The sequence below is a fragment of the Gordonia sp. UBA7599 genome (genome assembly GCA_002477755.1).
GTDB lineage: Bacteria > Actinomycetota > Actinomycetes > Mycobacteriales > Mycobacteriaceae > Gordonia.
On record DLKD01000129.1, the window covers coordinates 1 to 13,983 of the forward strand.

13 protein-coding genes are annotated in these 13,983 nt (G+C 68.3%); 3 read left to right on the plus strand and 10 right to left on the minus strand.

Features of this window, described 5'->3' with window-relative positions; translation table 11 throughout:
- Positions 1–630: methylmalonyl-CoA mutase family protein (locus tag B4L26_RS14350; RefSeq protein WP_290719783.1), on the minus strand; the 630-nt coding region annotated here is incomplete at its 3' end.
- Positions 631–727: 97 nt separating this feature from the next.
- On the opposite strand from B4L26_RS14350, the gene B4L26_RS14355 reads away from it, so the two are divergent.
- Positions 728–1,447 (plus strand): TVP38/TMEM64 family protein, encoded by a 720-nt coding sequence (locus B4L26_RS14355; RefSeq protein WP_290719784.1) that lies wholly within the window; start codon positions 728–730, stop codon positions 1,445–1,447.
- A gap of 69 nt (positions 1,448–1,516) precedes the next feature.
- Here B4L26_RS14355 and B4L26_RS14360 read toward each other — a convergent pair whose 3' ends face one another.
- Positions 1,517–2,338, minus strand: coding sequence for a DUF3097 domain-containing protein (locus B4L26_RS14360; RefSeq protein ID WP_290719785.1), 822 nt, complete (start codon positions 2,336–2,338; stop codon positions 1,517–1,519).
- 90 nt (positions 2,339–2,428) lie between these two features.
- Here B4L26_RS14360 and B4L26_RS14365 point away from each other — a divergent pair, with 90 nt between their 5' ends.
- Complete coding sequence (locus B4L26_RS14365; RefSeq protein WP_290719786.1) at positions 2,429–3,211, plus strand: hypothetical protein; 783 nt, start codon at positions 2,429–2,431, stop codon at positions 3,209–3,211.
- A gap of 10 nt (positions 3,212–3,221) precedes the next feature.
- Here B4L26_RS14365 and B4L26_RS14370 read toward each other — a convergent pair whose 3' ends face one another.
- The 8 genes from B4L26_RS14370 to B4L26_RS14405 form a co-directional block, all read right to left on the minus strand.
- Positions 3,222–4,286 (minus strand): ferrochelatase, encoded by a 1,065-nt coding sequence (locus B4L26_RS14370; protein WP_290719788.1) that lies wholly within the window; start codon positions 4,284–4,286, stop codon positions 3,222–3,224.
- A gap of 13 nt (positions 4,287–4,299) precedes the next feature.
- On the minus strand, positions 4,300–5,130 hold the full coding sequence (gene inhA, locus B4L26_RS14375; RefSeq protein ID WP_290719789.1) for an NADH-dependent enoyl-ACP reductase InhA: 831 nt from the start codon (positions 5,128–5,130) through the stop codon (positions 4,300–4,302).
- A gap of 46 nt (positions 5,131–5,176) precedes the next feature.
- Entirely contained in the window at positions 5,177–5,890 is a 714-nt protein-coding gene (gene fabG1, locus B4L26_RS14380) for a 3-oxoacyl-ACP reductase FabG1 (RefSeq protein WP_290719791.1), read from the minus strand.
- A gap of 67 nt (positions 5,891–5,957) precedes the next feature.
- Positions 5,958–6,932, minus strand: coding sequence for a VWA domain-containing protein (locus B4L26_RS14385; RefSeq protein WP_290719792.1), 975 nt, complete (start codon positions 6,930–6,932; stop codon positions 5,958–5,960).
- Positions 6,932–7,882: a DUF58 domain-containing protein gene (locus tag B4L26_RS14390; RefSeq protein WP_409563452.1), complete on the minus strand. Its 951-nt coding sequence runs from the start codon at positions 7,880–7,882 to the stop codon at positions 6,932–6,934. Before B4L26_RS14390 ends, B4L26_RS14385 begins: the two co-directional genes overlap by 1 nt.
- Positions 7,860–8,987, minus strand: a complete 1,128-nt coding sequence (locus B4L26_RS14395) for an AAA family ATPase (RefSeq protein ID WP_290719796.1) — start codon at positions 8,985–8,987, stop codon at positions 7,860–7,862. The genes B4L26_RS14390 and B4L26_RS14395 overlap by 23 nt, the downstream gene beginning before the upstream one ends.
- Positions 8,988–9,147: 160 nt before the next feature.
- Positions 9,148–10,569, minus strand: a complete 1,422-nt coding sequence (locus tag B4L26_RS14400; protein WP_290719802.1) for an NlpC/P60 family protein — start codon at positions 10,567–10,569, stop codon at positions 9,148–9,150.
- A gap of 264 nt (positions 10,570–10,833) precedes the next feature.
- Entirely contained in the window at positions 10,834–11,463 is a 630-nt protein-coding gene (locus tag B4L26_RS14405) for a DUF6676 family protein (RefSeq protein ID WP_290719797.1), read from the minus strand.
- 228 nt (positions 11,464–11,691) lie between these two features.
- Between B4L26_RS14405 and B4L26_RS14410 the strand changes: the two genes are divergently transcribed.
- Positions 11,692–13,983, plus strand: a 2,292-nt coding sequence (locus tag B4L26_RS14410) for an aconitate hydratase (RefSeq protein WP_290719799.1), incomplete at its 3' end; no start/stop codon positions are given.

Here is a 13,983-nt window from a genome sequence, read left to right on the forward strand (position 1 = left end):
GTGCGCCCCGTCGGCGACCCGGACGGCCAGTGCGACCGCGTCGGAGTCGGCGACGCCGGGGCGGCCCGAGAACGCCGCGGTCAACGGCGACAAGCCCAGCGAATGGGTGGTCGCGACGGTCGGCGCCGCTTCTTGGGGCGCAGCAGGCGCCTGCTCGAGCACACGCAAGAACGCCTCGGCCGCGGCGACGTCGGCCCCGACGTCGAGCGTCACCGGCAACAGGTCGAGGTAGACGCCGGCCAGTGCAGCGCCGAGCCCGTCAGCGTCGATCCCCTCTCCGACCCGCAACCACAGCCCGCTCGTACCGTTGGCGCACGCGTCAAGGATCTGTTCGTTGACCGCCGACGCTGCGGTGTCATCGTCGGCGAATCGCTCGGTCACCCGCCAGCCGAGGACCACGTCGCGGGCCCGGTCGGCACCGCGCACGAAGGGGAATTCGCCGGGCAGTCCGGGCTCGGGCGTCTCGTCGAGGCGCGTGTAGAGCGGGCGGACCGTCAAACCGCCGGGGATCGGCGTGGATAGTAGTTCGGTCGGGGTCCCGGGCAGGTCGGCGACGTCGACGCGTCGGGACTTCGCCAGCACCGCCGCTGCCGATTCAGACCACTGCCCGTATGTCTCTGAGAGCGACATCACGCTGCCTTTCGTCCTGTTCTTTGGACCATAGCCGATCAAACGCTCGGGGCTGCCGTCACCTCCCGCGTTCGCCGCACGCAGTAGAGTCGCGCTGGTGAGCGAGCACCCCGACCACGAGCACCCGCACGTGGGTGACGAGCTGCTCGAAGCCGACATCCGCGGCACGGTCATCCGTCGCCTCATCGTCGTGGGCGTCGTCATCGCCGCCATCATGGTCACGTCCTACCTGGTGCCCACGCGCGGGATCGTCGACGGAATCGAGTCGTGGCGCGCCGGACTGGGCCCGACCTTCCCGATCATCTTCTTCACCTGCTACGCCCTGATCACCATGTTCCCGGTTCCGCGGTCGGCGTTCACCTTCTCGTCGGGGATCCTGTTCACCGCCTGGGTCGGCCTGGTCGGGGCGATGGCAGCGACGATGTTCGCGGCGGTGGCCTCGTTCATCGCAATCCGGCTGATCGGCCGCGAGAAGGTGCAGCCCTACTTGAAGCAACCGGTGGTCCGTGCCATCGAGGCGCGCCTGGCCCGACGCGGCTGGCTGGCGGTCGGGTCGCTGCGATTCATCGCGGCCTGTCCGTTCTCACTGGCCAACTACTGCTCGGCGCTCTCATCGGTGCGGTTCTGGCCGTACACCCTGGCGACGTTGTTCGGCGTCTTCCCCGGCACTGCCGCGGTCGTCCTTCTGGGCCATTCTTTGACGACCGGCCCCAACCCGTGGTTGATCGCGTCGACGGCGTTCTTCTTCGCCCTGGGCATCTTCGGCCTCGTCTTCGACGCCAAACTCCCCGTCGACGAGCCGTCGACCGACGACTAACCCCTCACCGTTTCGTCAACCCAGCCTCGACTGACGCTGGATCCCCGAAACCGTGAGGGTTTGGCGGGTCTATTCGACCGCGGTGACGAAGTCGATGAGCTCCTCGACGGACCTCAGCAACGGCACTTCGATGTCGCGGAAGTCGCGTACGCCGCCAAGAACCCGACGCCACCCGTCCTGCGGGGTCCCCCAGCCCAGCTCGGCACACACGCCGGTCTTCCAGTCGGTGCCCCGCGGAATCGTCGGCCAGGCCTTGATCCGCACCGACGCGGGCTTCACCGCCTCCCACACGTCGATGTAGGGGTGGCCGCACACCAGCACGTGCTCGCCGAGCGACGTGGTCAGCCGCTGCTCCTTCGATCCCGCGACGAGGTGGTCGACGAGGATCCCGGCCCGCCGACTCGGCCCGGGCTCGAAGCCGGCCAGCGCCTCGCCGAGGTTGTCGAGACCGTCGAGGCTCTCCACCACGACGCCCTCGGCGCGCAGGTCGTCGCCCCAGACGCGTTCGACCAGCGTCGCATCGTGCACGCCCTCGACGAACAGTCGGCTGGCGCGTGCCACCCGGGCCCGCGATTGCGGTGCCGCACGCGATCCCGACGCGGTGCGGGCGGCCGCGGCGGGTTGCGCCGCCTTCGGACGTTCGAGCGTGACCGGCTTGCCGTCAATCAAGAAGGCCTTCGGTCGCATCGCGAAAATCCGCGTTGCACCGCGGCGGTCCTCGAGCCGCACGAACAGCCCGTCGTAGGACTTCTCGAATCCCACGACCGCCCCGCAATAGCCGCTGGCCGCGTCTTCGACGACGAGCCCGCGCTCGGCCACGACCACCGGGACCTGCGGTCCGCGACGACGAGGCTGGGCGAGAACGTCGCGGCCGTACGGATCCCCATTCACGATCGATCAGGGTAGGCCACCACACGCCGCGAAACGAGCATGACGCGCGCGGAGCGCCTGAGGCGACACGGGCACTAGTCTGGGCTGGTCATGACTTCGATACCGCCCACCCGCCCGCACGCACGTCCATCGACGGCGCCCGCCTACGTGTTGACCACGGTTGGCCCGTGGGCGGCGGCACTGGCTGCGGGCCGCTGCGCGGGCGACGACCTGCTCGACGAGCTGCTTGCCCTGGAAATGCCGACGACGGTGCTCGATGCGCAGACGGGCGCGACTATCGGATGGCTCGAACTCGCCCGGCGTGCGCAATCGTTCTCCGTGCGCCTGCCCGCACCGGGTGACCCGGCCGGACTGCCGCCCGGACCGGCGAGCGCGGCAGCATTCACCGTCGGCGAGGCGCTGGTTGTGGAAACCGATGCCGACGTGGCGCTCATCGTCCCCGAGCGCGACCCAGACCGAGCCCCCGCCTGGATGTCACACGCACTCCCGACGACAACCGCGGCACCGCCGATCGGCCCCGGCGAAGCGCGGGCCGCCCTGCTCGACGCGATCGGTGAGGCGACCTCCGTATTGGCGGCGCTGCCCGGCGTCCGTGACACGACGCCGACGACGCTGCGCACCGAACTGGCCGCCCAGGTCACGCGTTTCACGCCGCTGCTACCCCCGGGCGCCGATGCGCGGGCGGTGGACGTCGCGGGTCTGGCCGCCCAGGTCCTCGGCACGATCGCCCTCGCCGATGCCCGCCTCGTGAAATTCGGCATCGCAAGCAGCCACGCACAAGACTCCGCCGATCAGCTGCGCGGCCTCACCACGGTGGCGCGCGGCACGCTGGCCGCGGCGGTCAACCGGGTGATCGTCGAATATCAGCGCTGAAGCGGGGCCGTCAGCCGCAACAACCGCTACGACAACCTGCCCCGTTGTCGCCGCATCCCGGCGCATCGAGATCGCCCTCACCGTCGGCGTAGCGGACAACCATATCGGCGATCAGCGCGGTGAAGCGCGGGTCGGTTCCGACGGTGTCGGCCCGGGCGTATCCCAGGCCCAGTTCACCCGCCAATTCGGCAAGTTCGTTGTCGAGGTCCCACACCACTTCGAGGTGGTCGGAGACGAATCCGATGGGCGCGACGACGACCTGGCCCACTCCGCGGGCCGCCAATGCCCGCAGGTGATCGGCGACGTCGGGTTCGAGCCACGGCACCTCCGGCGGACCCGAGCGCGACTGCCACACCTGGTCGTAGTCGACGCCGACGGCGGAGCCCGCGACGATCCCGTCCGCCACCAAGCGGGCGGCGACCTCCGCCGAGGCCTGCGCGACCTGGCGCGAGTACAGCCCGTCGCCGACCGCCGCGTCGGCCCGCAACGGGATGGAGTGGGCGGTGAAGACGAGCCGGACGTCGCCGTCGGGATCGGGCAGGGCGGCAACCGCGCGACGCACAGCGCCGGCCTGCGCGTCGAGGAAGGCAGCCTGCGACCAGTACTGCGGCAGCTTCCGCAACAGGACCGGATCGTCGTTACTGGCGGGCTCGCGCTCGCGCAGTGCGGCGATCGCGCCGGCGATGTCCTCGTGGTACTGCTTGCACCCCGAATACCCGCCCCATGCCGACGTCGTGAAGACAAGGATTCGACGATGACCGTCGCGGTAGCACTGCTCCAGAGCATCTGCTGCGTACGGATCCCAGTTCCGGTTGCCGAAGTAGATCGGAAGGTCCTCACCGCGCATCGACAGGTCCGCCTGCAGCGCGGCGATCATGTCCCGGTTGAGCGCGTTGATCGGTGAGGCCCCACCGAAGTGGTGGTAGTGCTGAGCGACCTCTTCGAGCCGCTCGCGTGGCACGCCACGGCCCCGAGTCACGTTCTCCAGGAACGGCATGACCTCCTCGGGCCGCTCGGGCCCGCCGAAGGAGAGGAACAGCACCGCGGTGAACGGCGCGCCCGTCGACTCATCCATCGTGCGACGGGACCTACTTGATCATGTCCTCCGGGAACCACGTGTTGTGGCTGGCACCGCCGTCGACGTAAATGATCGAGCCGGTGGTCCCGGGCAGGAAGTCTGACAGGAGTGCGCAGACGCTGGTCCCGACGACGCCCGGGTCGTCGACGTTCCAGCCGATCGGCGACGCGCCGTTCCAGTACTCGTTGAGCATCGTCAGCTTCTTGGCGTCGTCGGTGGCCGTACCCGAGATCGCCTTGGCGGCCAGCGTCTTGATCGGCCCGGCGGCCACCAGGTTGGAGCGGATCCGCTTGGCGTAGCCGACCTCGCGTGCCACGTAGCGGTTCACCGACTCCAGGGCGGCCTTGGCCACGCCCATCCAGTTGTAGTCCGGCATCGCGGTGCGGGGGTCGAAGTCCATGCCGACGATGGAACCGCCCTCGTTCATCACCGGCAGCGCCGCACGCGCCAGCGACGCGTAGCTCCACGCCGAGATCTCGAAGGACTTCGCAACGTCGGGTCCGGGACCCTCGAGGAACGGCAGCGCGTCGGGGCCCATGAGGGTCCGCGGTGCGAACGCGATGGAGTGGACCAGCCCGTCGATGCCCTGCGGTGCCAGCTCGCGCACCTTGTCGGCGAGCGCGCCGAGGGACTCCTCGTCGGTGACGTCGAGTGGAATCGCCGGCGGCACCTCCTGCGGCAGGCGCTTGGCAATGCGGTCGATCAGCCGCAGCCGCTCCGGGATACCGGTGATGATCACCGTCGCACCCTGCTCCTGGGCCACCTTGGCGGTGGAGAACGCGATGGAGGCGTCGGTGATGATGCCGGTGACGAGGATGGTCTTGCCGTCGAGAATGCCCATGGCTGACTCCTGGTGGTGTGGTGGGGTGGCTGGCGGAACGCGGGGGCTAGTGGCCCATGCCCAGGCCGCCGTCGACGTTGATCACGTTGCCGGTGACGTAGGACGAGTCGTCGGAGGCGAGGAACGACACCACGGCGGCGACATCCTCGGGCTGGCCCATGCGCTTGGCCGGGATGGCTTGGTCGACGGCGGTCTTGGTGTATTCCTCGGGCAGCGCGCGCGTCATCTCGGTGTCGATCAGACCGGGGGCGACGACGTTGGCGGTGATGTTGCGGCTACCGAGCTCGCGGGTCACCGACCGGGCCAACCCGATGACGCCGGCCTTACTCGACGCGTAGTTCGCCTGTCCCGGCGTGCCCATGAGGCCCACGACCGAGCCGAGGTAGATGAAGCGCCCCCACCGGTTCTTGAGCATGTCGCGGGTCGCAGCCTTGGTCACGCGGAAGGCACCCGTCAGGTTCGCGTTGATGACGCGCTCGAACTGGTCGACGTCCATCCGCATGAGCAGCGTGTCCTCGGTGATCCCGGCGTTGGCGACCACAACCTCGACCGGCCCCTGGTGCGCGGCGACCTCGGCGACCGCGCGGTTCACCGACTCGGTGTCGGTCACGTCGCACTGCACGCCGAACAGACCCTCGGGGACGCCGGACCCGCGATGCGTGACGGCGACCTTGTGACCATCAGCGGCCAAGCGCTGGGCGATCGCCAGGCCGATGCCGCGATTGCCGCCGGTGACAAGAACAGAGCGGGAGGTAGTCATGGGTAATGAACCTATCGTGTCGCGGGTCGTAAGAGGAAAAGTGGGTCGAATCGGGTGTTGCGTCCGGTCAGGGCAGGCGCTGGTTGAGCAGGAGGGCCCCCGCAGCGCTCAGCAGGGCCAGAATCGTGCCCGCCAGTACCCACGGGTGGGAGTCGTCGCCGCGCGTCGTCTCGTACCCGATCTGCTCCTGCAGCGAGCTGTATACCGCGTTGAGCTCCTCAAGGCTCGAGGCGGTGAAGAACCGCCCGCCTGGCGCGCCGAGCTGCGAGATCTTCTTCAGTGACGCGTCGTCGACGGGCACCGGGATGCGCTCGCCCTCGATCTCCACGACGCCCGAGCGGGTACCGAAGGAGATGGTCGAGATCGGAACGCGGCGCTCCCGCGCTTTGCGCGCGGCCGAGAACGCCCCCCGCGGCGCATCTTGGCTCTCCGGCACGGTCTGTTTGCCGTCGGAGAGCAGGACGATGTGCGCCGGTGGCGCCTCCTTCTCACCGCCAAGCAATGAGTTGAGGGTCCGGATCTGGTCCAGCGCGGCGAAGATGCCCTCGCCGGTCGCCGTCTTATCGTCGAGCTGCAGCTTGTCGACGGCGGCTTTCGTCGCATTGTGGTCGGGCGTCGGACTGACCAGCGTGGTCGCCGTCCCCGCAAACGACACCAACCCCAGGTTGATGCCCTTGGTCAGCTCCGTGGCGAACTTCTTCGCCGCTTCCTGCGCCGCTTTGATCCGGCTCGGCGCGACATCGGTCGCGTTCATCGAGCGCGAGACGTCCATGACCAGCATGACCGTGGCCTTGTTGCGCGGCACTTTGCGGTCGGACTGGGGCCCGGCCAGGGCGATCGTCAGCAACACCAGCGCGACGGCGAGCACCGCGAAGGGCACGTGGCGGAATCGATCGGTCCGCTTGGGCGTGACCGACTTGAGGATCTCGAGGTTGGCGAACTTCATCGCCCGCGAGGTGCGCCGGCGCTGGATGTAGACGTACAGCCCGACCAGCGCGGCCACCACGAACAGTCCCAGCAGCCACCAGGGGTTCGCCAGCATCAGCCCACCCCCGCCGCAAGACCGCGGCGGCGCCCGCCGATGAACCGCACCGTGTCGGCGACCCAGTCCCGGTCGGTGCGCAGGGTCATCACCGGCCCCCCGCAGGCCCGGATCGTCCGGTGCACCTGCTGCTGGTGTGCCGCGGCAGCCGCGGCGAAGTCGATGCGGACCTGCTCGGTGATCACCACGTCGTGGATCTCCCCCGATTCGGCGTCGGCGAGTCGCACGTCGCCGATGGCGGGCAGTTCGAGGTCGCGCGGATCGAGCACCTCAATCGCGAGCAGCTCATGGTGGGCACCGATGGCGCGCAGCGGCCGATCCCAATCGATCGGGCCGAGGAAATCGCTGATCACGACGGCCAGGCCGCGACGGCGTTCCGGACGACGCAGCGCCTCGATGCCGTCGCGGAGGTCGCCGCGCACCGTCGGCGAGCTGCGATGGGTGGTGGCGATCTTCTTCAATAGGTTCTGCGCATGCGCGCGCCCACCCCGGGCCGGGATCCGCACGATCTCGTCGCCGGTGACGATGACGGCACCGATCCGGTTCCCGCCGCCCGCGGTGAGGTGCACGATGATCGCGGCCGCGGCGACCGCCAGGTCGCGCTTGCTGTGGCCGACGGTGCCGAAGTCGAGACTGCCGGAGACGTCGACGACCAGCCAGGTCTCCAGCTCGCGATCGGCAATCATCTGCCGGACATGCGGCACGGTCGTGCGGGCGGTGACCGCCCATTCCATCCGTCGGATGTCATCACCCGGCTGGTAGGCGCGCGCCTCCCCCGGCTCGGAGCCCGGCCCGGGGATCAGCCCGAGGTGGGCGCCCTGCAGGACCCCGTCGAGCTTGCGCCGGACGGTGAGTTCGAGGTTGCGCAGGGCCGCCGTCAGCGCCGGGTCCTTCAGGAGCCCGTCGTCGAAGGACGGCAGCGGGGTGTTACTGCCCGGCATGCCGGACATTGTTCGGCGGTGCGGCTTGGCCCGCCGGCGGGTTCGGGATCGCCGGGATCTGGCCCGGCGCGCCAGGCGGCGGGCCGCCGTTCGGAGCGGCAGGCGCGGCGACGACCTGCGGGAGGCCGACGGTCTGCAGGACGCGCACGATGACGTCGTCGGCGTCGACGGAGTCGGCCAGCGCGTCGTAGGTCAGGACCAGTCGGTGGCGCAGGACGTCAGGCGCGATCTCCACGATGTCGTTGGGTACGACGTAATCGCGGCCACGGACCAGGGCCAGTGCTCGCGCGGCGGCAATGATCCCCAAGGTGGCGCGCGGCGATGCGCCGTAAGCGAGCCACGAGGCCACCTCGGTCATCCCCAGGTCGCCAGGGCGGCGGGTCGCGTTGATCAACCGCACGACGTAGTCGACGAGTGCGTGGTGGACGAACACATTGGCGGCCGCATCCTGCAGACGGATCATCGCCTCGGGATCGAGGACCTGCGAGGCCGTCGGCGGGACGTTGCCCATCCGGTACACGATCTCGCGCTCCTCCTCGACCGACGGGTAGTCGACGAGGACTTTGAACAGGAAGCGGTCGCGCTGCGCCTCGGGCAGCGGGTAGACGCCCTCGTTCTCGATCGGGTTCTGCGTCGCCATCACCAGGAACGGCTTGGGCATTGGGTAGGTCACGCCGCCGATCGACACCTGACGCTCGGCCATGACCTCCAGCAGCGCCGACTGCACCTTTGCGGGCGCGCGGTTGATCTCATCGGCGAGCAGGAAGTTCGCCACCACCGGGCCGAGTTCAGTGTCGAACTCCTCACGGCCCTGCCGGTAGATGCGGGTGCCGATGAGGTCGGTGGGCACGAGGTCGGGGGTGAACTGCACGCGCGAGAAGGAGCCGCCGACGACCGTCGCGAAAGTCTCGACGGCCAGCGTCTTCGCGACGCCGGGAACACCCTCAAGCAGGATGTGGCCGCGGGCGAGGAGTCCGACCAGGATGCGCTCGACGAGCTGGTCCTGGCCGACGATCACCCGCTTGACCTCGTAGATGGCCTTCTCGATCAGCTTCGAGTCGGCTTCGCTGACCGCTGCGGAGGACTGTTGGCCGTTGCCGGGCTGCGACGTCAAAGCCCAACTCCTGTCGTCGGTGTCCGCGCCTGACCGCACGGCCGGACGGAAAGTGGTTGATGAAACGTTCCGTCCCAGCCTAGCGGCGAGGTCGTGGTTAGGCGATAACGCGACGGCCGGGCGCGTCCGCCGGGGTGCGCGCTCGATCAGCGGTGCCGGACTACCAGAGCCGCACGACCATGGGCATCGTGCCGCCCATGCGCACCGGCGAGACCTTCACGACGTCGCCGGACTGCGGGGCCTCCAGCATCTTGTTGTCGCCCAGGTAGAGCGCGACATGCTGGCTGGCGTTGGCGCCCCAGAAGATCATGTCGCCGCGCTGCATCATGGCGATCGGCACGCGGGGGCCCGACGTGTACTGGTAGCCGGTGTAGTGCGGCAGGTCGTAGCCGATACCGGCGAACGCGTAGATCATCAGGCCGGAGCAGTCGAACCCGATCTTGTTGTAGTCGCCGTGCGCGTCGGCCACACCGCCGTCGCGAATACCCTTCGTCGGGCCGTTGGCATCGCCGCCGCCCCATGCATAGGGCTTGTTCAGTTGCGACATCCCACGGTTGATGACCAGCTCGACGGCTTGCGAACCGCGAAGACCGGGTCGGACCGCACCGCCGCCGCCGAAGCTGCCCGCGCTACCGAACAGGGCGCCCAGGGATCCGCTGGAGAGTCGTGATAGCGAGCCGTTGTCGCCGCTGCTGCTCGTCACGTCGCTACCGCTGAGGCCCAGCTCGTCGAACAGCTTGGACTGCGGGATCTGCTGCGAGCCGATCACGGCGGCGAGGGTCTTCTGCGCGATGTCGACGGCGATCTTCGCCGCCGCGGCCGCAGCAGCCATCGCGGCGTCGGTGACGTCTGGCCCATCGGTGAAAGCACTCAATCCCGGGATCACCGGTGCGGCGACCTGCGTGTTCACCCCACGCAGCTTGTTGAGCTTGTTCTGCGACTGGGCCCGCTTGGTGAGCAGCGCGGCCTTCTGCCGCTGCTGGTCGGCCATGGCCTGTTGGGCGGTCTTCACCGCGGAGATCGCCTCGCCGCGCCGGCTGGCAGCGCTGCGGACGGCTGAGGAGGCCTGCAGGCGCGAAGCCTCGGCGGCCGCAGCGCGGTTCGCCTTTTGGTTGCGGGCGATTTTGAGCTGCTCGATGGTCCGACGCTGCTGCGCGCTGACGCGGTCGAGAACGCCGACCTGGTCGAGCACCTTCTGCGGGTCGTCGGAGGAGATGTAGTCGCGCATCGTGCCGGCCGGTCCCCGGCGGTACGCGCTGGCGGCGTATGCGTCGAACGACTTCTGCGCCTTTGCCAGACGACGGTCGGCGGCCACGAGAGAGGTGCGGGCGCCCTGGGCTGCGACGGCAGCGAGCCGCTCGGCGACAATGGAGTTCTGGAAATCGACAAGCGCGCGGTTCACCGCTTCCCGCTTGACGGCCAGTGTGTTGTCAAGGTCGGTCAGATTTTGGTCGACGGTCGCGATCTGGTTGACCAGTCGCGAGACCTTCGCCGCCTTCTGGTCGGTCGGCGCAGCTCCCGCAGCGCCGGCGACCAGCGTCGACAGGGCGACCGCGGTCACCAGCACCCCGCCGCGAAGCATCGCGGTCAGCCCGCTGCCCGTCCGGGTGGCCCTGTTCTCCTGGGTTCGCCTCAACGCCCTTGCTCCTCAATTTCGCGAGGTGTACATCACACGTCACAGCAGACTCGCCTGTGACAACTGCACCGTACGTCACATCAGTAAGCGTGGGAAACACCCGAAACACGAATTACAAATGTGTGATTACCTGCGGCGATGCTGTGATCAGCGCAAAAGCGGACAAATGTTGCGATGTATCACTTTGGCAACATCCGTACCAGGTCCCACTCAGCCGTCGGACGAGGCCCGATCACCGGCATCGGCGAGATCGTCAGAAGTCCCGGCCGCCACATCGGATTCGGCCACCGACGACGGCTCCGTCCCCTCCGTGACCGGGGCCTGCCCGGCCACTGCATGGGCACCGCGGCGTCGGCTGAATAGGCGCGCGCCGACGGCAGCGGCAAGCACGAACAGCGTGAGCACGATGGTCAGCAGGGTCCAATCGGTCTGCGGCGCGGTCAGCTGATCGACCATTTGTCGTGCCGCACCCGGCGGATCGGACAGTGTGAGATTCTGCGACGCGGACTCCTGGACGACCCGGGGGAACTCCGGGCCCGCGCTGCCGAGGGAGTCCGGGCCCAGTACGATCACCGTGCCGCCGGTCTGCTGCTGGACGGTCAGTGCGATGTCGCGGTAGTAGGTGAACTTCGGCTGGTACCCGGTCAGCACGACGATCTTGATGTCGTGGCCTTTCCCCGCCGCATCCGCGGCCACCGCCTTGAGTGCCGGCACCTGCTCGGCCGGGCCGTAGACGCCCTGACTCTTCACTGCGGTCACGATCGCGTTCACGTCGATGTTGTCCGGAACGCTCGCACCGTACGGAATCGTCGGGACCGCGGGAGTCGGTTCGGGACTCATCGCACACGCCTTTCTCAGTCGGCCGTCTTGCTGCGCAAGAGTACGACACAATGGATCTGCACCGGACGCGCAACACCGCGACACCCCGCTCTGGTAACAGTACGCCCGTACTGTTAGAGTGAAGGAGTCGCGCCGAGCAGTCGGCGCAGCAGACCCGGACTACCCGACACAGCCCCGTCGGAAAGTGCTGATTCGAGCCCCGTCAGCACACCGAGGAGATAAGAGGAGATGTATCCAGTGAGTATTGATTCATTCGGCGCCCGCGGCACCCTCGAGGTGGGCGACAAGTCGTACGAGATCTTCCGCATCAACACCGTGAAGGGCACCGATCGGCTCCCCTACTCGCTCAAGGTGCTCGCCGAGAACCTGCTGCGTACCGAAGACGGCGCCAACATCACCACCGAGCACATCGAGGCTCTCGGCAACTGGGACCCCAATGCCGATCCGAGCATCGAAATCCAGTTCACGCCCGCACGCGTCCTCATGCAGGACTTCACCGGCGTGCCGTGCGTCGTCGACCTCGCCACCATGCGTGAGGCCGTGGCCGCCCTCGGCGGCGACCCGAACAAGGTCAACCCACTCTCCCCGGCCGAGATGGTGATCGACCACTCGGTGATCCTCGATGTCTTCGGCCGTGCCGACGCCTTCGAGAAGAACGTGGAGCTCGAGTACGAGCGCAACTCCGAGCGCTACCAGTTCCTGCGTTGGGGCCAGGGCGCGTTCGACGACTTCAAGGTCGTCCCGCCGGGTACCGGCATCGTCCACCAGGTCAATATCGAGTACCTCGCCCGCGTCGTCATGACCCGCAACGGCCAGGCCTACCCGGACACCTGCGTCGGCACCGACTCGCACACCACCATGGAGAACGGCCTGGGCGTTCTGGGCTGGGGCGTCGGCGGTATCGAGGCCGAGGCCGCCATGCTGGGCCAGCCCGTCTCCATGCTGATCCCGCGCGTCGTGGGCTTCAAGCTGACCGGCGAGATCCAGCCGGGCGTGACCGCCACCGACGTCGTGCTGACCGTGACCGACATGCTCCGCCAGCACGGTGTGGTCGGCAAGTTCGTCGAGTTCTACGGCCGCGGCGTGGCCGAGGTGCCGCTCGCCAACCGCGCCACCCTGGGCAACATGAGCCCCGAGTTCGGCTCGACCTGTGCGATCTTCCCGATCGACGGCGAGACGATCAACTACCTGCGCCTGACCGGCCGCACCGACGAGGAGCTCGCTCTCGTCGAGGCCTACGCCAAGGAACAGGGCATGTGGCACAACCCCGAGCGCGAGCCGGAGTTCTCCGAACACCTCGAGCTCGATCTGAGCACGGTCGTCCCGTCGATCGCCGGCCCGAAGCGCCCGCAGGACCGCATCCTCCTGTCGGAGTCGAAGGTCGCCTTCCGCAAGGACATCCACAACTACGTCGAGGAGCAGCACCCCGCCGAGCACACCTCCCTCGACGAGGCCGTCGAGGAATCGTTCCCGGCCTCCGACCCGGCTGCGCTCTCGTTCGCCGACGACGGCGCGGTGAACGTGCAGTCCGCCGCCAACGGCGCGGAGGGCCGTCCGAGCAAGCCGGTCCACGTGTCCTCGCCCGAGTACGGGGACTTCGTCCTCGACCACGGCGCCGTGGCCGTCGCAGGCATCACCTCATGCACCAACACCTCCAACCCGTCGGTGATGATCGGCGCAGGCCTGCTCGCCCGCAACGCGGTCAACAAGGGCCTCGCCTCCAAGCCGTGGGTTAAGACCAACATGGCACCGGGTTCGCAGGTCGTCTCCGACTACTACGAGAAGGCCGGCCTGTGGCCGTACCTGGAGAAGCTCGGCTTCTATCTCGGCGGTTACGGCTGCACGACCTGTATCGGCAACACCGGGCCGCTGCCCGACGTCATCAGCAAGGCCGTCAACGAGAACGACCTGTCCGTGACCGCCGTGCTCTCGGGCAACCGCAACTTCGAGGGCCGCATCTCCCCCGACGTCAAGATGAACTACCTGGCGAGCCCGCCGCTGGTCATCGCCTACGCACTCGCCGGGACGATGGACTTCGACTTCGAGTCCCAGCCGCTCGGCCAGGACACCGACGGCAACGACGTCTTCCTGAAGGACATCTGGCCGTCGGCGCAGGAGATCGACGACACGATCAAGGCGGCGATCAACGAGGACATGTTCCGCAAGTCCTACGCCGACGTGTTCAAGGGCGACGAGCGCTGGCAGAACCTGTCGACCCCCGACGGTGACACCTTCGCGTGGGACGACAAGTCCACCTACGTCCGCAAGGCGCCCTACTTCGACGGTATGGCGCTGGAACCGTCGCCGGTATCCGACATCAAGGGTGCGCGTGTGCTGGCCCTACTGGGTGACTCGGTGACCACCGACCACATCAGCCCGGCCGGCCCGATCAAGCCGGGCACCCCGGCCGCGCAGTACCTCGACTCGCACGGTGTCGCCCGCAAGGACTACAACTCGCTGGGCAGCCGTCGCGGCAACCACGAGGTAATGATCCGCGGCACCTTCGCCAACATCCGTCTG